Annotated in this window: 12 protein-coding genes and 1 pseudogene; 9 read left to right on the top strand and 4 right to left on the bottom strand. The window is 67.6% G+C overall.

Annotation, left to right across the window (positions count from 1 at the left end; genetic code table 11):
* Nucleotides 1-369 precede the first annotated feature (369 nt).
* The 7 genes and pseudogenes from ACQ859_RS24205 (at nt 370) to ACQ859_RS24175 (ending at nt 9963) form a co-directional block, all read left to right on the top strand.
* Nucleotides 370-1125 (top strand): electron transfer flavoprotein subunit beta/FixA family protein, encoded by a 756-nt coding sequence (locus ACQ859_RS24205; protein ID WP_431263119.1) that lies wholly within the window; start codon nt 370-372, stop codon nt 1123-1125.
* Nucleotides 1126-1153: 28 nt separating this feature from the next.
* Complete coding sequence (locus ACQ859_RS24200; RefSeq protein ID WP_088403558.1) at nt 1154-2083, top strand: electron transfer flavoprotein subunit alpha/FixB family protein; 930 nt, start codon at nt 1154-1156, stop codon at nt 2081-2083.
* A gap of 99 nt (nt 2084-2182) precedes the next feature.
* Nucleotides 2183-3976: an acyl-CoA dehydrogenase gene (locus tag ACQ859_RS24195; protein ID WP_431263118.1), complete on the top strand. Its 1794-nt coding sequence runs from the start codon at nt 2183-2185 to the stop codon at nt 3974-3976.
* Nucleotides 3977-4064: 88 nt separating this feature from the next.
* On the top strand, nt 4065-5018 hold the full coding sequence (locus ACQ859_RS24190) for an NAD(P)H-dependent flavin oxidoreductase (protein ID WP_088403560.1): 954 nt from the start codon (nt 4065-4067) through the stop codon (nt 5016-5018).
* A gap of 390 nt (nt 5019-5408) precedes the next feature.
* Complete coding sequence (locus tag ACQ859_RS24185; RefSeq protein ID WP_431263117.1) at nt 5409-6950, top strand: methyl-accepting chemotaxis protein; 1542 nt, start codon at nt 5409-5411, stop codon at nt 6948-6950.
* Nucleotides 6951-7225: 275 nt separating this feature from the next.
* A pseudogene (locus ACQ859_RS24180) lies at nt 7226-8575 on the top strand (thiamine pyrophosphate-dependent enzyme); the annotation flags it as partial.
* A gap of 236 nt (nt 8576-8811) precedes the next feature.
* Nucleotides 8812-9963: a hypothetical protein gene (locus ACQ859_RS24175; protein WP_431263116.1), complete on the top strand. Its 1152-nt coding sequence runs from the start codon at nt 8812-8814 to the stop codon at nt 9961-9963.
* On the opposite strand, the gene ACQ859_RS24170 is transcribed toward ACQ859_RS24175, so the two are convergent.
* From ACQ859_RS24170 to ACQ859_RS24160, 3 genes are all read right to left on the bottom strand, one after another.
* On the bottom strand, nt 9956-11572 hold the full coding sequence (locus tag ACQ859_RS24170; protein WP_431263115.1) for an ABC transporter substrate-binding protein: 1617 nt from the start codon (nt 11570-11572) through the stop codon (nt 9956-9958). The genes ACQ859_RS24175 and ACQ859_RS24170 overlap by 8 nt on opposite strands.
* Before the next feature lie 177 nt (nt 11573-11749).
* Complete coding sequence (locus ACQ859_RS24165; protein WP_431263114.1) at nt 11750-13357, bottom strand: ABC transporter substrate-binding protein; 1608 nt, start codon at nt 13355-13357, stop codon at nt 11750-11752.
* A gap of 70 nt (nt 13358-13427) precedes the next feature.
* Nucleotides 13428-13856: a hypothetical protein gene (locus ACQ859_RS24160; protein ID WP_431263113.1), complete on the bottom strand. Its 429-nt coding sequence runs from the start codon at nt 13854-13856 to the stop codon at nt 13428-13430.
* A gap of 95 nt (nt 13857-13951) precedes the next feature.
* On the opposite strand from ACQ859_RS24160, the gene ACQ859_RS24155 reads away from it, so the two are divergent.
* On the top strand, nt 13952-15079 hold the full coding sequence (locus tag ACQ859_RS24155) for a branched-chain amino acid ABC transporter substrate-binding protein (protein WP_431263112.1): 1128 nt from the start codon (nt 13952-13954) through the stop codon (nt 15077-15079).
* Nucleotides 15080-15259: 180 nt separating this feature from the next.
* Here the strand turns inward: ACQ859_RS24155 and ACQ859_RS24150 are convergent, their stop codons facing one another.
* Entirely contained in the window at nt 15260-16102 is an 843-nt protein-coding gene (locus ACQ859_RS24150; protein ID WP_431263111.1) for an isopenicillin N synthase family dioxygenase, read from the bottom strand.
* A gap of 364 nt (nt 16103-16466) precedes the next feature.
* Here ACQ859_RS24150 and ACQ859_RS24145 point away from each other — a divergent pair, with 364 nt between their 5' ends.
* Nucleotides 16467-19319, top strand: coding sequence for a 2-oxoglutarate dehydrogenase E1 component (locus ACQ859_RS24145; protein WP_431263110.1), 2853 nt, complete (start codon nt 16467-16469; stop codon nt 19317-19319).
* Nucleotides 19320-19352 lie beyond the last annotated feature (33 nt).

The raw sequence follows: 19352 nt of genomic DNA, 5'->3' as shown, positions 1-19352 counted from the left end.
CGAGGGACGCGCTGCGCATTCGGGCTCGGGGTGGGGGAGGTGGCGGGAGCGCTCGACAGGGCGTCTGCGGGAGAGGAAGTGGTCGGCACGGCACTCGAAAGGGGTCGTCGCCGGGGGAGTCGGCGTGTCGGGAGCGCAGTCTAGAGGAATCCCTCACTCCTGCCGTGAACCACTTGGCAGCGGCGAAGCTATGGCTAGAATAGAACGATCGTTCGTTTTATTTTCGAGCCAGCGCCGAGGAGACGCTCGCGGTTTTCCGGGATGTCCGGGACGGGAGCAGGGGTGCATGACGGCTGGGAGACACGGGAGCGCCCCGGGGCTCCCATAGAATCTGATTAACGTTAACGTCAATCCGCTTGGAGTGCTTCGATGAAGGTATTGGTCCCCGTCAAACGAGTCGTCGATTACAACGTCAAGGTGCGCGTCAAGAGTGACGGGACCGGCGTGGACATCGCCAACGTGAAGATGTCCATGAACCCGTTCGACGAGATCGCCGTCGAGGAAGCCGTCCGCCTGAAGGAAAAGGGCGTGGTCACCGAGGTGATCGCCGTGTCCTGCGGCGTCACGCAGTGCCAGGAAACGCTGCGCACCGCGATGGCCATCGGCGCCGACCGCGCGATCCTGGTCGAGACCGCCGCCGACCTCGAGCTGCAGCCGCTGGCCGTGGCCAAGCTGCTGAAGGCGCTGGTCGACAAGGAACAGCCGCAGCTGGTGATCCTGGGCAAGCAGGCCATCGACGACGATTGCAACCAGACCGGCCAGATGCTGGCCGCGCTGACCGGCCTGCCGCAAGGCACGTTCGCGTCGAAGGTGGACGTCGCCGACGGCAAGGTCAACGTGACGCGTGAAGTCGACGGCGGCCTGGAGACGGTCAGCCTGACGCTGCCCGCGGTCGTGACGACCGACCTGCGCCTGAACGAGCCGCGTTACGTGACGCTGCCCAACATCATGAAGGCGAAGAAGAAGCAGCTCGACGTGGTCAAGCCCGCCGACCTGGGCGTGGACGTGTCGCCGCGCATCAAGACGCTGTCGGTGGCCGAGCCGCCCAAGCGCAGCGCCGGCATCAAGGTGCCGGACGTCGCGACCCTCGTGACGAAGCTGAAGACCGAGGCCAAGGTCATCTGAACCGCAGAACAAGATCCGGAGATAAGACATGACCATCCTCGTCATCGCTGAACACGACAACGCCTCGCTCAAGGGCGCCACGCACCACGTCGTCACCGCCGCTGCCGCCATCGGCGGCGACGTGCATGTGCTGGTCGTCGGCTCGAACGCCGGCGCTGCCGCGCAGGCCGCCGCGAAGATCTCGGGCGTCGCCAAGGTCCTGCACGCCGACGGCGCGCAGTTTGCCGACGGCCTGGCCGAGAACGTCGCCGCCCAGGTGATCGCCATCGCCAAGGACTACTCGCACCTGCTGTTCCCGGCGACCGCCGCCGGCAAGAACGTCGCGCCGCGCGTCGCCGCGCTGCTGGACGTCGGCCAGGTGAGCGACATCACCAAGGTCGTCAGCCCCGACACCTTCGAACGTCCGATCTACGCCGGCAACGCGATCGCGACCGTGCAGTCGACCGACGCCGTCAAGGTGATCACCGTGCGCACGACCGGTTTCGACTCTGCCGCCGAAGGCGGCAGTGCTGCCGTGGAATCGCTGTCCGGCGTCGCCGACAGCGGCAAGAGCAGCTTCGTCGGCCGTGAGGTCACGAAGAGCGATCGCCCCGAACTGACCGCCGCCAAGATCATCGTGTCGGGCGGCCGCGCGCTGGGCAGCAGCGACAAGTTCAACGAAGTGCTGACCCCGCTGGCCGACAAGCTGAACGCCGCGCTGGGCGCTTCGCGCGCTGCGGTAGACGCGGGCTACGCGCCCAACGACTGGCAGGTCGGACAGACCGGCAAGATCGTCGCGCCGCAGCTGTACATCGCCGCCGGCATCTCCGGCGCGATCCAGCATCTGGCCGGGATGAAGGATTCCAAGGTGATCGTCGCGATCAACAAGGATCCGGAAGCGCCGATCTTCTCCGTCGCCGACTACGGCCTCGAAGCCGACCTGTTCGTGGCAGTGCCCGAACTCGTGAAGGCCCTCTGATCGATCGCTGAGAAACGCGACGGCGAAGACCGTCGCAGACAAGACCAAGGGCGCCCGCCGACGACGCGCGGCGCCCTTTTTCATCCGGAGACAACCCCCATGACCTACCGCGCCCCGATCAAGGACATGCTGTTCGACATGCAGGCCCTGGCCGGCCTGCAGACGCTGGCCGAGCAGATCCCCGCGTTCGCCGACCACGGCCTGGACACCGCGCAGGCGGTGCTCGAGGAATCGGCCAAGCTGAACGAGGACGTGATCGCGCCGCTGAACGTCGAAGGTGACAGGAATCCCTCGTACTGGAAGAGCGGCGAAGTCTTCGCGACGCCGGGCTTCAAGGCGGCGTTCAAGCAGTACGCCGAGGGCGGCTGGCAGGGGCTGCAGCATCCGGAGGCTTACGGGGGTCAGGCCTTGCCCAAGACTATCGGCGCGGCTTGCGGCGAGATCGTGCAGGCGGCCAACGTCAGCTTCGCGCTGTGCCCGCTGCTGACCGACGGCGCGATCGAGGCGCTGCTGGTCGCGGGCTCCGAGGAGCAGAAGCAGACCTTCATCCCCAAGCTGATCTCCGGCGAGTGGACCGGCACCATGAACCTGACCGAGCCGCAGGCCGGTTCGGATCTGGCGATGGTGCGCACGCGCGCGGAGCCGCAGGGCGACGGCACCTACAAGGTCTTCGGCACGAAGATCTTCATCACCTGGGGCGAGCACGACATGGCGGACAACATCGTCCACCTCGTCCTTGCACGCGTGCCGGGCGCGCCCGAAGGCGTGAAGGGCATCAGCCTGTTCCTGGTGTCCAAGTTCCTGGTGAATGCCGACGGCTCGCTGGGCGCGCGCAACGACGCGCACTGCGTGTCGATCGAGCACAAGCTCGGCATCAAGGCGAGTCCGACGGCGGTGCTCCAGTTCGGCGATCACGGCGGCGCCGTCGGCACGCTGATCGGCGAGGAGAACCGCGGCCTCGAGTACATGTTCATCATGATGAACGCGGCCCGCTTCGGCGTCGGCGTGCAGGGCATCGCGGTGGCGGACCGCGCGTACCAGAAGGCGGTCGAATACGCGAAGGACCGCGTGCAGTCGCGTCCGGTCGACGGCTCCTCGAAGGACGCCGCGGCGATCATCCACCACCCCGACGTGCGCCGCATGCTGATGACGCAGCGGGCGCTGGTCGAAGGCTGCCGCGCGATGGCGATCGACGCCGCCGCGGCCTACGACATGGCCCACCACCACGAGGACGCCGAGACCCGCCAGCAGGCGCAGGCCTTCTACGAGTTCATGGTGCCGCTGATCAAGGGCTACAGCACCGAGATGAGCCTGGAGGTCACCTCGTTGGGCGTGCAGGTGCACGGCGGCATGGGCTTCATCGAGGAGACCGGCGCGGCGCAGTACTACCGCGACGCGCGCATCCTGCCGATCTACGAAGGCACGACGGCGATCCAGGCCAACGACCTGGTCGGCCGCAAGACGGTGCGCGACGGCGGCGCCTTCGCGCGCGGCGTGGCGGCGCAGGTCGAGGAGACCGAAGGCGCGCTGGCCGCGAACGGCAGCGCCGATGCGCTGGCGGTGCGCACGCAACTGGCGGCCGCACGCGCGGCCTTCGTCGAGGTCGTCGACTTCATCGCGGCCAACGGCAAGGCCAAGCCGAATGCGGCCTTCGCGGGATCGGTGCCTTACCTGATGGTGGGCGGCAACCTGATGGCGGGCTGGCAGCTGGCGCGCTCGCTGCTCGCCGCGCAGGAACTGAAGACGGCCGGCGAAGACGTCGCGTTCATGGACGCCAAGATCGTCACCGCGCGCTTCTACGCCGAGCACATCCTGCCCCGCTGCGCCGCGCAGCGCGACGCGATCGTCAACGGCGCGGACAGCGTGATGGCCCTGCCCATCGACGCGTTCTGATCCCGACGCAACTCGACGCATCCAGATTCATCGAATCATCGAATCATCGAATCATCGAATCATCGAATCATCGAAGAGGAGACACGAGGTGGCACTTCCCCCGCTGTTCAACAAGCTGCGCCTGCCGGTCATCGGCTCGCCGCTGTTCATCATCAGCAACCCCAAGCTGGTGATCGCGCAATGCAAGGCCGGCATCGTCGGCTCGATGCCGTCGCTGAACGCCCGTCCGGCCGAGCTGCTCGACGACTGGCTCGCCGAGATCACCGAGACGCTGGCCGCGCATGACCGCGCCCATCCGGAGTCGCCGGCCGCGCCGTTCGCGATCAACCAGATCGTGCACAAGAGCAACGACCGGCTCGACCACGACATGGCCCTGTGCGCCAAGTACAAGGTGCCCATCGTGATCACCTCGCTGGGTGCGCGCGAGGACGTCAACGCCGCCGTGCACGGCTGGGGCGGCATCGTGCTGCACGACATCATCAACAACAAGTTCGCGAAGAAGGCGATCGAGAAGGGCGCCGACGGCCTGATCGCTGTCGCGGCGGGCGCGGGCGGCCATGCCGGCGTGAAGAGCCCCTTCGCGCTGATCCAGGAGATCCGCGAGTGGTTCGACGGCCCGCTGGCGCTGTCGGGGTCCATGGCCAGCGGCGACGCGATCCTCGCGGCGCGGGCGATGGGCGCGGACCTCGCGTACATCGGCTCGGCCTTCATCGCGACCGAGGAAGCGCGTGCCTCCGACGACTACAAGCAGATGATCGTCGAGAGCAACAGCGACGACATCGTCTACAGCAACCTGTTCACCGGCGTGCACGGCAACTACCTGAAGGGCTCCATCGTCAAGGCGGGCCTGGATCCGGAGAACCTGCCCGAGAGCGATCCGACGAAGATGAACTTCGGCGGCACCGGCGCGAAGGCCTGGAAGGATGTCTGGGGCAGCGGCCAGGGCATCGGCGCGATCCGCGAGGTGCTGCCCGCCGGTGAGCTGGTGGCGCGCTTCGGGCGCGAGTACCAGGCGGCGCGTGAGCGCCTCGCGCTGGCCTGACGCCCCATCGCCTCCCGCTTCACCCCTCGACGCCCCGCCTAGCGGGGCGTTGTCGTTTCCGCCTCTTCCTGTTCGCCGCTTCCCTTTTCCATTTCACATCTCCCCCGCCGTACTCCGTCCGGTTGTGAGTCCGTTCACGCTTTGGCGGGGAATACCCCCTCGAAAAGGGGTGGACAAGCGCTGCATAGCGCCCGTTTCGCGCGACTGCCGTCTTCGGTGGGTTGCCAATCGACCGCGCGTGATACCGGTATCGCCGTTTGACTGTTGAAAATTTCACGGCCAACGGATTTCACAACGTGATTGCTACTTTCGCATTGCTGAACTCGATAGACCTGAAATGTAAGCGGTGGTTTCATGAGCGGACATTTCGTCGTCAGGGAGAGCAAACAAATGAAATTGGCCGACGTCCGGATCGGATCACGTCTTGCCGCGGCATTCGCGGTCGTCTTCGTGCTGCTGCTGGTCATCCTCGGGGTGGGGATCCGCGTGATCGACGGGGTCAACGCGACGATGGGGCGGGTGGTCGAGGACCGCTACGCGCTGATCGCGTTGACCACGCAGGTCAAGAGCGTGGGGGACCGCGGCGCGATCACCATCGGCCGCCTGCTGCTGGCGGGAACGCCCGAGGCGACCAAGAAGTACATGGACGAGTACGCCGGCATCCGCCAGGCCAACTCGGAGAACCTCGCCCGGCTCGAGAAGATGCTGGCCGACGACGAGAGCAAGCAGCTCTTCGCCGAGCAGTCGGCGGCGCGCAAGGACTACGGCGCGCTGGTGCGCAAGATCTTCGACCTGCTGGCCGCGGGCGACCGCGACGGCGCGATGGCGGTCTACCAGGACCAGATGGCCGGCCCGCAGGCGCGCTACTACGCGCTGATCGACAAGATGGTCGACTTCCAGGCCGCCCGCATGGCCGCGGACGTGGCCGAGGCCAACGAGCGCTCGCAGGGCGCCAAGCTCGACATGATCGTCGCGTCGGCGCTGGCGCTGCTGATGGGCGTGGCGACCGCGTTCTTCATCACGCGCTCGATCACGCGGCCGATCGAAGGCGCCATCGAGCTGGCCGAGCGTGTCGCGGCCGGCGACCTGACCTACCGCATCCGCGCCAGCGGCAAGGACGAGGTGGCGCGGCTGATGTCCGCGCTGCAGAACATGGTCGAGAACCTGCACCGCATCGTGACCGAGGTCCGCACCGGCGCGGACACCATCGCCAACGCGGCGCAGGAGGTCGCGCAGGGCAACGAGGACCTGGCGGCGCGCACCGAGCAGCAGGCCGCGGCGCTCGAGGAAACCGCCTCGGCGATGGAACAGCTGACGGCGTCGGTGCGCATGAGCGCCGACAACGCCGGCGAGGCCGACCGCTCCGCGTCCTCCGCGTCCGGCATCGCCACGCAGGGCGGCGAGGTCGTGGGTCAGGTCGTGCAGACGATGAACTCGATCTCCGCGGCCTCGCGCCGCATCGTCGAGATCATCGGCGTCATCGACGGCATCGCGTTCCAGACCAACATCCTCGCGCTCAACGCGGCGGTCGAGGCGGCGCGCGCCGGCGAGCAGGGCCGCGGCTTCGCGGTGGTCGCGTCGGAAGTGCGCAGCCTGGCGCAGCGCAGCGCGACGGCGGCCAAGGAGATCAAGCGGCTCATCGACGATTCGGTGTCGCAGGTCGAGGCTGGCGGCCGCATGGTCGAGCAGGCCGGTCAGACCATGCAGCAGGTCGTGGGCAGCATCCGGCACGTGAGCCACATCGTGACCGAGATCAGCGCCTCCAGCCGCGAGCAGAGCGCGGGCATCGAGCAGGTCAACGCGGCGGTCGTGCAGATGGACGACTCGACGCAGAAGAACGCCTCGATGGTCGAGCAGAGCACTGCCGCGGCGCGCGCGCTGCAGGAGCAGGCGCATCAGCTCAACGACGCGGTCCGCGCTTTCGCGCTGTGAGGCCGCGATGCGGTCGCGACGCCTGAGGGCGTCGTGATCGCGTCTTGAATCCGCGAGCGGCGGTGGAACCGTCGCTCAGGTTGGAGGGGACTGGAGACGGGACCGGCCACAGAGCCGGAGGTCACGCAGCCCGGGAGGATCCGACCGCCGAGCGATCGCCGGCCTGCGAAGGCCGCGAGGGCTCGGCACAGGTGCCGCAGAGCGCCGGGGTCGCCCGAGAGGCGTGACGAGCAGGGCTCATCCGAGCCGCGTCAGTCAACGTCAAGGGAGTCGACATGTCCGTGAACACCTCGTTCGGGCGCCACGCCTGGGCGCTCCGCTGCCGTTTCGATCGCGACACCGATCCGTCGGACGCGAGTGCATCGCCGGCCGCTTCACCCTCTTCTTCACCGCGCCTGAAGCCCGGCATCGCCGCGCTGATCGAGGCGTTCCGTCAACACGGGCATCGCCACGCGCAACTCGATCCGCTGCGTGAGGCCCCTCGCGCCTCAACCGCGACGAATCGCCTGGGCGTCGGCGAAGACGTCGACGCCTTCAGTCTCCTTCGCTTCGGTCTTGCCGCCGGGGACGCGGTGGCCGAGGACGGCGCCACGATCCTCGGCGTCGCCGAGGCGGTGGCGCTGCATCGGCGATTGGGCGCGCTGTACTGCGGGTCCTTGACGCTCGACCTGAGCGCGGTGCGCGACGGATCCCGTCGCGCCTGGTGGAACGCCCGCTTCGAGTCGGACGACGAGCCGCTGTCCGCCGACGCAGCACGGGCGCTGCTGCGCCGGCTCGCGCGCGTCGAGGGCTGGGAGCGGCATCTGGCGAAGCGCTTTCCGCACGGCAAACGCTTCTCGCTGGAGGGCAACGAGGCGTTGCTGCCGCTGCTCGACACCCTGATCGAGGCTGGCGCGGCGCAGGGCGTCGACCAGGTGATGATGGGCATGCCGCACCGCGGCCGCGTGAATGTGCTGGCCAACCTGATGGGCCATCCCGTCGACGCCTTGATCGACTACTTCGAGCCCGCGCCCGCGCATCCGGAGCGGCAGCGCGACCTCGTCTACCACCTCGGCGGGACGTCGCGCGTGCAGACCGCGCACGGGGCGGTGCGCCTGCGCCTGGCGAGCAACCCGTCGCATCTGCAGAGCGTCTATCCGGTGGTCGTCGGCATGGCGCGCGCGGCGCGGTCCGCGGCGGGCGAGCGGCCGGAGCGGTGCATGGCCGTGATGATGCACGGCGACGCCGCCTTCGCGGGGCAGGGCGTGGTGATGGAGACCTTGGCGCTCGGCCTGAAGCCGGGTTATGAGGTGGGCGGCGTGATCCACGTCGTCATCAACAACCAGCTGGGCTTCACCGAGCCGAATCCGATGGACGCGATCTCGGCGCGCTACTGCACGGATGCGACGCGCGGCGTGGACGCGCCCGTGTTGCGCGTGCATGCCGACGATCCGGAGGCGGTGCTGCGCGCCGCGCGGCTGGCGGTCGACTACCGCGTGCGCTTCGGCACCGACGTCGTGATCGATCTGGTCGGCTACCGTCGCCAGGGCCATTCGGAACACGACGTGCCGCAGCTCACCAGCCCGGCGCTGTACCGGCGCATGCCGGCGAAGGCGGGCGTGACCGCGCTGTATGCGCAACGCCTGACGGTGGCGCAGCGTCTTCGCGATGACGAGATTGCGGCCATCGCCGCGGAGGTCGATGCCTTCGATCCGGCGCGGCCGCTCGACAGCGCTGCGCCGATCGCCGACGACGCGATGCCGATGCCCGAGAAGCGCGCGCCCATCGGCGATCTGCACGATGTCCTGGAAGCGCTGGCGCAACTGCCGGGGGCTTCGAACCGCACCCGCTGCTGCGCGACCAGGCGAGCCGGTGGCGCGGGATGGCCGACGACGCGCGTCGTCCCGCCGACTGGTGCACCGCGGAGACGCTCGCCTGGGCGCAGGTCCTGCGCGCGGGCGTGGGCGTGCGGATTTCCGGCCTCGACGTGCAGCGCGGCACCTTCCTGCATCGACACGCGGTGTGGCATCACCAGGGACGGGAGGTCGATGCGGGTGGCCCGCCGATCGCAAGCGCGGACGGGCAGCGCGATGACCGTCGAATCGGCGCGCCCTCGACGTGGACGCCGCTCTCGCGCTTCGCCTCCGACGGCGCTCGGCTGGAGGTCGTCAACTCGCTGCTGGCCGAAGAAGCGGTGCTCGGATTCGAGTACGGGCACAGCGTGCAGACGCGCGACGTGATGACCGTGTGGGAGGCGCAGTTCGGCGACTTCGTCAACGGCGCGCAGGTCTACCTCGACCAGTACCTCAGCTCTGGCGAGGAGAAGTGGGGCGACACCTCCGCGCTGACCGTGCTGCTGCCGCATGGCTACGAGGGCGTGGGGCCGGAGCACTCGAACGGTTTCCTCGCGCGCATCCTGCAGCTGTGCGGCGCGGACAACCTGCGCGTGGCGATGCCGTCGACGTCGGGCCAGTACGCGGCGCTGCTGCAGCGCCAGGCGCTCGACCCGGTGCGCAAGCCGCTGATCGTGATGACGCCCAAGGCGGTGCTGCTGGCGGAGCCGCGCAGCCATACGCCGGTCGGCGTGCTCGCGGCCAGCGGCTTCGCGCCGGTGCTGGACGACGACACCGTCGACGACGCGCAGGCCCGCCTGGTGACGCGCGTCGTGCTGAGCAGCGGCAAGGTGCACTACGACCTGCTGAGCGCGAGGCAGGCGATGGCGGGCTCTCTCGCCGATCCGATGGTGGATGTGACGGCGCTGGTGCGCATCGAGCAGCTCTACCCGTTCCCGCACGAGGCACTGGCGGCGGTACTTCAACGCTACCCCCTTGTCGAGGAGATCGTGTGGACGCAGGAAGAGACGCGCAACCAGGGGCCGTGGCACTTCGTCCGCGATGAGCTCGACGGGCTCCTGCCCGCCGGAGCCCGTCTGCGCGAGGTCTCCCGCGCCGTGACCGCAGCCGGCGCCACGGCCTCACCGGTGATCCATCGATGGCAGCAGGCGGAGCTGGTCCGCCGGGCCTTCCTCACTTGATCGTCGTGAACCGCGCCTCCGGCCGGTCGTCCGAGCGGTGCGGCGTCGTGACGCTCTTCTTCATCGCCCACGGGCGCACCTGGTGGTGCAGCGGGATGAAGAAGACCTCGTCGCGGATGCGAACCAGGCCCTCCTTCAGGAGCGCGTTGCGCTTGGCCACGTCGCCTTCGACCTTCGCGGCGTCGATGATCTGGTCCAGCTTCGCGTCGCTCAGCCGGAAGTAGTTGCCGCTGCCGTCCGCGCCGCCCGCGCGCGTGCGCGCCAGCGACTGCATCGTGTACAGCGCGTCATACGTCGGCACGCCCCAGCCGTACAGGAACAGCGGGTACTCGAAGGCCTGCAGCTTCGGGCTGAAGGTGCTGAAGGACTCGGTCTGCAGCCGCGCCTTGATGCCGACCTTGCTCCACATCGACACCACCGCGAGGCAGATCTCCTCGTCGTTGACGTAGCGGTTGTTGGGGCAGTTCATCGGCACGTCGAAGCCGTTCGGGTAACCGGCCTCGGCGAGCAGCTTCTTCGCGCGTTCGGCGTCGACCTTGGCCGGCACGTCGATGTCCGGCGCGTTGCCGTTCACGCCGGGTGCGACCATGATGCCGGCCGGCACCGACAGGCCGCGCATCGTCGCGCGCTTGATCGCCTCGCGGTCGATGGCCAGCGACAGCGCCTCGCGCACGCGCTTGTCCTTGAACGGGTTCTTGCCCGTCACGCTGCTGCCCTTGAGCTGCTCGCTGCCCTGGTCCATGCCGATGAAGATGGTGCGCGTTTCGCTGCCCTCGGCGACGCTGAGCTTCGGATCGGCCTTGAGCCGGCCGACGTCCTGCGTCGGGATGTCGGACAGCAGGTCCACGTCGCCCGACAGCAGCGCCGCGACGCGCGTCGGATCCGACTTGATCGGGGTGTAGATGACCTCGTCGACATTGGTCGCGTTCTTCGCGTCCCACCACTCCTTGTTCTGGACCATGGTGATGCGCTGGTCCGGCTGCCAGCCGGTGATCCGGTAGGGCCCGGTGCCGTTGGCATTGCGCGTGGCGAAGGTCTCTTCCTTGGCCTTGAAGTCCGGCAGGTTGGTCGCCTTGTTCTTGTCCGCCCAGGTCTTGCTCATGATGCGGAAGTCGACGAACTGACGCAGCAGGATCGGATTGGGCGCGGCCAGGATCACGTCGACGGTGTGGCTGTCGACCTTCTTGATGTCGGTGACACCGGCCACGAACGGGTGCATCGTGCCCACCGGCTGCTTGATCCGGTGGAAGGAGAACACCACGTCGTCCGCGGTGAACGGCGAGCCGTCGTGGAACTTCACGCCCTTGCGCAGCTCGAAACGGACCTGCGTCGGGCTGACCTGCGTCCACTTGGTGGCCAGCGAGGGCTCGACCTGGTACTGGCGGTCGTAGCGCGTCAGGCCTTCATAGGCGTGCTGCGCGATCGCATTCGTGGTGCTGTGGTTCTGCGAGTGCGGATCCAGCGTCAGCACGTCGTTCTGCGCGGCCCAGCGCAGCGGGGCGGCGTGGGCGGTCCCGACCAGCGCCGCGAGGGCGGCGACGCACAGGGCGGTCAGAGCGGTGCGAGCGGTACGGGCGGATCGGATCGATCCGGAGTGATTCCTCGACATGAGCGGTAGCTCCCTTGGCAACGTCGTTAAGCAAACGTGAAGTCGCCTGGATGCTAGCCGCCGGGACCCCCGGCGGGAGGCCGCTCCGCCCTGGGGATTGCCCCAAGGGCGGACCGGAAAATTCAGCCGCCGAGGAAGGACATCCGGGTTCCGCGCATCAAACGGTCAAGGGTCCGGTCACTTGATCGTCGTGAAGCGCGCTTCCGGCCGGTCGTTGGAGCGGTGCAGCGTCTGCACGTTGGCGCGCATCGCCCAGGGGCGCACCTGGTGGTGCAGCGGGATGAACAGGTACTGGTCGCGCGTGCGCACCAGCGCGTCGCGCAGGATCGCGTCGCGCTTGGCGGTGTCGATCTCGCTCTTGGCGGCATCGATCAGCTTGTCCAGGGCCGGGTCGCTGACCTTGGAGAAGTTGAAGCTGCCATCCGCGCCGCCGCTGCGCGTGCGCGCCAGCGCCTGCAGCGAGTAGAGCGCATCGCGCGTGGACACGCCCCAGCCCAGCATGTAGAGCGGCGCCTCGAAGCGCTGGAACAGCTGGCTGTGCTGAGACATCGGCTGCGCGGTCAGCCGCGCGGTGATGCCGATCTTGCTCCACATCGACACGACGGCCAGGCAGATCTTCTCGTCGTTGACGTAGCGGTTGTTCGGGCAGTTCAGCGGGATTTCGAAGCCGTTCGGGTACCCGGCGTCGGCGAGCAGCTTCTTGGCGCGGACGAGGTCGGGCTTGGCGGGCTTGTCCAGCGCGGCGTCGTAGCCGTTGACGCCCGGCGGGATCATCAGCGAAGCCGGCACCGACATGCCGCGCATGATGCTGCGCTTGATCGCCTCGCGGTCGATCGCGATGGACAGCGCCTCGCGCACGCGCAGGTCCTTGAACGGGTTCTTGCCCTTCACCGAGGCGCCGCGCAGCTCGTCGCTGCCCAGGTCCATCGCGAAGAAGATGGTGCGGGTCTCCGGGCCTTCGATCGACTTGAGCTTCGCGTCGGCCTTCACCGCGGTGACGTCCTGCGTCGGCACTTCCGTCAGCAGGTCCACGTCGCCCGAGGTGAGCGCGGCGACGCGCGTCGGGTCCGACTTGATCGGGATATAGCTGACCTCGGTGATGTTGCCCTTGTTCTTGTCCCACCAGCCCTTGTTGATCGTCATCGAGATCTTCTGGTCGGGCTGCCAGGAGGTGATCTCGTACGGGCCGGTGCCGTCGGTATGGCGGCTGGCGTAGTTCTCGTCCTTGGCCTTGTAGTCGGCCATCTGGCTCGCCTTGTTCTTCTCTGCCCAGACCTTGCTCATGATCCGGAAGTCGACCAGGTTGCGCAGCAGGATGGGTTGCGGCGAGTCGAGGATCAGGTCGACGGTGAAGTCGTCGATCTTCTTGATCTCCTTGATGCCGGTGACGTAGATCTGCATCGTGCCTTGCGGCTGGCGGACGCGGTCGAAGCTGAAGATCACGTCGTCGGCGGTGAACGGCGAACCGTCGTGGAACTTCACGCCCTTGCGCAGCTCGAAGCGCACCTGCGTCGGGCTGATCTGCGTCCACTTCGTGGCCAGGCAGGGCTCGATCTCCCACTGCTCGTTGTAGCGGGTCAGGCCCTCGTAGGCGTGCTGCAGGATGGCGCTGGTGGTGGTGTGATCCTGCGAGTGCGGATCCAGCGTCAGCACGTCGTTCTGCGCGGCCCAGCGCAGCGGTACCGCCGACGCGCCGGGCGCGACGGCCGCCGCGCCGAGCGCGATCGACAGGGACAGCGCCGTGCGGGCGCGGACGAATCGGGAAGCTCTGTGGAAGCGGGACATGGGCGGACTCCGATGAAGCCTGGTCAGGCGATGCTCGGCCCATGCTATGCCCGGCGGGGGCAGGCGTTGCTTAGCGCTTCTCCGGAGATGACGGCGATGAAGCGCCTGAAATCGGCGAGGCCGGCGCGGTCGTCGGCTCGATGTCCGCGTCGCAGCCGATGCCCGCAGCGATCATGCGGCGCGCGTAGCGGCGGATCAGGCGATTGAGGATTCCCTCCGCCTTGAACGTTCGCAACCCAACATAGCGCGTGGGATGCACCAGCATGCCGCATCGGTACTGCCGGTCGTCCTCGGACCACTGCAGCGCGCGGCACGCACCTTCGCGCTTCAGGCTCACGAGCATGCCGAGTGGACAGGGCTCGGCAAGGCAGCAGACGCCGCAACCGTTGCACGGCGCGCCGACGGCGGGTTTGGGTGGCGCTTCCGGCTGGATCCAGATGACGCTGCCTGATCGGGAGGACATGCCCCACTGTAGACGGGCACGCGTCGCCTCTTTCACGGTCGTCCTTCCTCGCCGCGCCGCAGCCGCTTCCCGGCGTCATTACGTAGACTCGTGCTCTCCCTTACCGGGGAAGACCTTACCGAGGAAGACAAATGAAGAAGTTCTCTCTGAAACTGCTGGTGCTGGCCGCCGGCTTCGCCGCCCTGGGCGCCCACGCGCAGGAGCGCATCCGCATCGGCTTCATGAGCCCGGTGACCGGCCCGCAGGCCGGTTACGGCATCGACAACCGCGATGGCGCGGCGCTCGCCATCAAGGAGCTGAACGCCAAGGGCGTGAAGGTCGGCGGCAAGCCGGTGGTGTTCGAGCTCGACGTCAACGACGACGTGGCCGACCCGCGCCAGGGCGTGCAGGTGGCGCAGGCGCTGGTCGACAAGAAGATCAAGTTCGTGCTCGGGCCCTACAACTCGGGCGTGACCATGCCGGCCTCGCGGGTGTTCTCGGATGGCGGCGTGATCGTGCTGACGGTGGCGTCCAACCCGCGCATCACGCAGCAGCCCAACCAGTCCAACCTGTTCCGCATCGGCGCGACCGACAACCAGCTCGGCGCGAAGATGGCCGTGTACGCGGCGCAGGACCTGAAGGTGAAGACGGTCGCCGTCATCGACGACCGCACCGCCTACGGCCAGGGCGTCGCGCAGGAGTTCACCGCGCAGGCGACCAAGCTCGGCATCAAGGTCGTGTCCAAGGAGTTCACCAATGACAAGGCCACGGACTTCAGCAGCATCCTGACCGCGGTGAAGGCCGCCAAGCCCGACGCCGTCTTCTACGGTGGCTACTCGGCGCAGGGCGGCCCGATGCTGCGCCAGATGCGGGGCCTCGGCATCGCCGTGCCGCTGCTGGGCGGCGACGGCATCTGCTCGTCGGAGACCGCGACGCTGTCGCAGATCGCGAACGACCTGAACGCGTACTGCACGCAGGGCGGCGCGCTGATCGACCGCAGCGCCAAGGGCAAGCAGTTCCTGGACAGGTACAAGGCCGAGTTCAAGCGCGATCCGCTGACCTACGCGGCGTCCTTCTACGACGGCGCCTACCTGCTGGCCGGCGCCATCGAGGCGACGCAGTCCACCGATCCGAAGAAGGTCGGCGAGCATCTGGCGAAGTCGACCTATGCGGGCGTCGCCGGCGAATATGCCTACGACGACAAGCACGACCTGAAGTCGTCCGCCGTCACGGTGTTCACGCTCAAGGGCAAGGACGTCGTGCCGCTGAAGAGCCTCTGAATACCTGAAGACCGAGCCAGAGCCGGCAGCACCGGTGCCCCTCTGCGCTCACAGTCTTCGCTTCGCTCAGGGTTCGCTTCGAGGGGCACCGGCGCCGCCGGCTCCCGGGTGAGACCGCCCCGAAATGCAAAAGGCCCGTTCCCGGGAGGGAAGGGGCCTTGCTTCTTGTGGGGCCTGGTGTCAGGTCTTGACGCCCAGCTCCCGCAGCCGCTCTTCCAGGTACTCGTGCGCGGTGTAGCGATCCGACAGGACCACGTCCTCGCGCGGGTGCAGGAACAGCGGCAGCGACACGCGGCTCTTCTTCGCGCCTTCACCGGTCGGGTTGACCACGCGGTGCTGCGTCGACGGGTAGTAGCCCTGCGACGCTTCCTGCAGCATGTCGCCGATGTTGATGATCAGCATGCCGAAGTCGCCCGGCACATCCACCCACTCGCCGTCCTTGCCCTGCACCTGCAGCCCGGGCTCATTGGCCGCCGGCAGGATGGTCAGCAGGTTGATGTCACCGTGCGCCGCCGCCCGCAGCGAACCCGCCGGCTCGTTGCCGGTCAGCGGCGGATACCGCAGCACGCGCAGTAGCGTCAGCCGGCTGTCCTTGATCATGTTGGACAGCGGCTCGCGATAGTTCTTCGCGATGTCGGCCGGGGTGTGCTTCTCCACCCACGACAGCAGCTCCGCCGCCAGGTCGTTGGCGATGCCGTAGTAGCGCATCGCGTCGTCCTTCAACGACGCCGGCATCCTTCCCCACGGGTAGAAGTGGAAGTACTCCTTGATGTCCTTCTGCGTGTGGCCCTTGGCGGTCTCCGAGATCTCGGTGGAGAAATAGCCGTCCTGCGTCTCCTTGGAGAACGCCAGCTCGTGCTTCTCGGTCCCGTTGAAGTAGCCGAGCCAGTCGGCGTAGATCTTCTCGACCAGTTCCTGGGGCAGGGGGTGGTTCACCAGGACGCCGAAGCCTGTCTCGTGCAGGGAGCGGGTGAATTGCTCGGCCGCATCCGCGGCGCGGTAGTCGACGACTCGAACTTGCATGTGGGATCTCCTGTGTCCCGGGCAGTCCGCCATTCAATCTCGGGGCGGTACGCCAACCCGCAGTCTACTGCTTGGAGTTGTCGCCTCGCAAACGTTTGTGAGTCGATTCTGGGGGTGAGGCCGATGTGACGATCTGTTCGCTTGATCCCCGTCATGGACAGGGCGCACAAGATGTGGGCGAACCAGCAACAGCACGGGTTCCAGCGTGGTGCTACAGTCCTGCGCTTGTGACTTCAGGTCCTTCCCGTACCCCTTTTCTGGCAACAGCAAAGGCGGGTCGCAATCCGCCAACCGGTCAAGCCGTGTCGCGGAAGGTTCATAACCAGCCGATAGCTCCGGAAGCCGGGGCAGAGGTGAGCGAAAGATGATGCAGCAATACAGCTCGAACTCCTACCTGTTCGGGGGCAATGCTCCCTACGTCGAGGAGATGTACGAGCAGTACCTCGACAACCCGGGCGCCGTGCCCGACAACTGGCGTGCCTACTTCGACGCGCTGCAGCACGTCCCCGCGGTGGACGGCAGCGACAAGCGGGATGTGCCTCACGCCCCCGTCGTCGAATCCTTCGCGCAACGCGCCAAGGCCAACGCGCTCAACAACAAGGTGTCCTCCGCCGAGCTCGAAGTGGCCGGCAAGCAGGTGCACGTCCAGTCGCTGATCGCCGCGTACCGCACGCTGGGCTCGCGCTGGGCCGACCTGGACCCCTTGAAGCGCACCGAACGCGCCAAGATCGCGGAACTGGAACCCTCGTCCTACGGCCTCACCGAAGCCGACATGGACCGCACCTTCAGCGCGACCAACACCTATTTCACCAAGGCCGAGCGCATGACCCTGCGCGAGATCGTGCAGGCCTTGCGTGACACCTACTGCGGCTCCGTCGGCGCCGAGTTCATGCATGTCACCGAGCCGACCGAGAAGCGCTGGTGGCAGGAGCGCCTGGAGGCGATCCGCAGCAAGCCGACCTACACGGCCGAGAAGAAGCAGCAGATCCTGGAGCGCCTGACGGCCGCCGAAGGCCTGGAGCGCTACCTGCACACGAAGTACGTCGGCCAGAAGCGTTTCTCGCTGGAAGGCGGCGAAAGCTTCATCGTCTCGATGGACGAACTGGTGAAGTGCGCCGGCGTGCGCGGCGTCCAGGAGATCGTGATCGGCATGGCCCACCGCGGCCGCCTGAACGTGCTGGTCAACACCCTGGGCAAGATGCCCAAGGACCTGTTCGCCGAGTTCGACCACACCGCCCCTGAAGACCTGCCCTCGGGCGACGTGAAGTACCACCAGGGCTTCTCCAGCGACGTGACCACCCCCGGCGGCCCCGTCCACCTGAGCCTGGCCTTCAACCCGTCGCACCTGGAGATCGTGAACCCGGTCGTCGAGGGCTCGGTCAAGGCGCGCATGGACCGTCGCGGCGACAAGACCGGCGAGCAGGTGCTGCCCGTGCTGGTGCACGGCGACGCGGCCTTCGCCGGCCAGGGCGTCGTGATGGAGACGCTGGCGCTGGCGCAGACGCGCGGCTACTACACCGGCGGCACCGTCCACATCGTCATCAACAACCAGATCGGCTTCACCACCAGCGACCCGCGCGACACGCGCTCGACGCTGTACTGCTCCGACGTCGTCAAGATGATCGAGGCCCCGGTGCTGCACGTGAACGGCGACGATCCGGAAGCGGTCGTGCTGTGCACGCAGCTGGCGCTGGAGTACCGCCAGCAGTTCAAGAAGGACGTCGTCGTCGACATCGTCTGCTTCCGCAAGCTGGGCCACAACGAGCAGGACACGCCCGCGCTGACGCAGCCGCTGATGTACAAGACCATCGCCAAGCACCCCGGCACCCGCCGCCTGTACGGCGACAAGCTGGTGGCCCAGGGCGTGCTGGACGCCGAAGGTCCGGACGGCATGGTCAAGGCCTTCCGCGCCGCGATGGACGAAGGCCGTCACACCGTCGACCCGGTGCTGACCAACTTCAAGAGCAAGTACGCGACCGACTGGACCCCGTTCCTCGGCAAGAAGTGGACCGACAGCTGCGACACCGCGCTGCCGGTGGCTGAATGGAAGCGCCTGGCCGAGAAGGTCACGACGCTGCCGGGCGGCTTCAAGGCCCACACGCTGGTGGAGAAGGTCATCGCCGACCGCGCCGCCATGGGTCGCGGCGACGTCAACGTCGACTGGGGCATGGGCGAGCACATGGCCTTCGCCTCGCTGGTGGCGTCGGGTTACCCGATCCGCCTGTCCGGCGAAGACTGCGGCCGCGGCACGTTCACGCACCGCCACGCGGTGCTGCACGACCAGAACCGCGAACGCTTCGACGAAGGCATCTACATCCCGCTGCAGAACGTCGCGGAAGGCCAGGCCCCGTTCGTCGTGATCGACTCGATCCTGTCGGAAGAGGCGGTGCTGGGCTTCGAGTACGGCTACGCCGCCGCCGACCCGCACACGCTGACCATCTGGGAAGCGCAGTTCGGCGACTTCGTGAACGGTGCGCAGGTCGTGATCGACCAGTTCATCGCCTCGGGCGAAGTGAAGTGGGGCCGTTCCAACGGCCTGACGATGATGCTGCCGCACGGCTACGAGGGCCAGGGCCCGGAGCACAGCTCGGCCCGCCTGGAGCGCTTCATGCAGCTGGCCGCCGACAACAACATGCAGATCGTCCAGCCGACGAGCGCGTCGCAGATCTTCCATCTGCTGCGTCGCCAGATGCTGCGCATGTTCCGCAAGCCGCTGGTCATCCTGACGCCCAAGTCGCTGCTGCGCGCCAAGGACGCCACCTCGCCGGTCAGCGAATTCACCAAGGGTGAGTTCCGCACCGTCATCGGCGAGACGAGCACCGAGATCGACGCGAGCAAGGTCAAGCGCGTGATCGCCTGCTCCGGCAAGGTGGCCTACGACCTGATCAAGGCCCGCGGCGACAAGAAGGACGTCGCGATCATCCGCGTCGAACAGCTCTACCCGTTCCCGCACAAGGCGTTCGCGGCCGAGCTGAAGAAGTACCCCAACCTGGCCGAGATCGTGTGGTGCCAGGACGAGCCGCAGAACCAGGGCGCCTGGTTCTTCGTGCAGCACTACATCCACGAGAACATGGCCGACGGCCAGAAGCTCGGCTACGCGGGCCGTCCCGCCTCGGCCTCGCCGGCCGTCGGCTACGCCCACCTGCACCAGGAACAGCAGAAGGCGCTGCTGGAGCAGGCCTTCGGGAAACTGAAGGGTTTCGTGCTGACCAAGTGAGTCATTGCGGACGCCGCGCGCCGCAATGACACC

Source organism: Roseateles chitinivorans (assembly GCF_050632235.1).
In the GTDB taxonomy this organism is placed as follows: Bacteria; Pseudomonadota; Gammaproteobacteria; order Burkholderiales; family Burkholderiaceae_C; genus Roseateles; species Roseateles chitinivorans_A.
This window is presented reverse-complemented; position numbering and strand designations above follow the sequence as displayed.

Excerpts from the sequence above, each read along its gene's own strand:
- ACQ859_RS24205 (WP_431263119.1), top strand. The coding sequence starts at position 370 with ATGAAGGTATTGGTCCCCGTCAAACGAGTCGTCGATTACAACGTCAAG.
- ACQ859_RS24200 (WP_088403558.1), top strand. The coding sequence starts at position 1,154 with ATGACCATCCTCGTCATCGCTGAACACGACAACGCCTCGCTCAAGGGC.
- ACQ859_RS24195 (WP_431263118.1), top strand. The coding sequence starts at position 2,183 with ATGACCTACCGCGCCCCGATCAAGGACATGCTGTTCGACATGCAGGCC.
- ACQ859_RS24185 (WP_431263117.1), top strand. The coding sequence starts at position 5,409 with ATGAAATTGGCCGACGTCCGGATCGGATCACGTCTTGCCGCGGCATTC.
- ACQ859_RS24175 (WP_431263116.1), top strand. The coding sequence starts at position 8,812 with ATGGCCGACGACGCGCGTCGTCCCGCCGACTGGTGCACCGCGGAGACG.
- ACQ859_RS24170 (WP_431263115.1), bottom strand. The coding sequence starts at position 11,572 with ATGTCGAGGAATCACTCCGGATCGATCCGATCCGCCCGTACCGCTCGC.
- ACQ859_RS24165 (WP_431263114.1), bottom strand. The coding sequence starts at position 13,357 with ATGTCCCGCTTCCACAGAGCTTCCCGATTCGTCCGCGCCCGCACGGCG.
- ACQ859_RS24155 (WP_431263112.1), top strand. The coding sequence starts at position 13,952 with ATGAAGAAGTTCTCTCTGAAACTGCTGGTGCTGGCCGCCGGCTTCGCC.
- ACQ859_RS24150 (WP_431263111.1), bottom strand. The coding sequence starts at position 16,102 with ATGCAAGTTCGAGTCGTCGACTACCGCGCCGCGGATGCGGCCGAGCAA.
- ACQ859_RS24145 (WP_431263110.1), top strand. The coding sequence starts at position 16,467 with ATGATGCAGCAATACAGCTCGAACTCCTACCTGTTCGGGGGCAATGCT.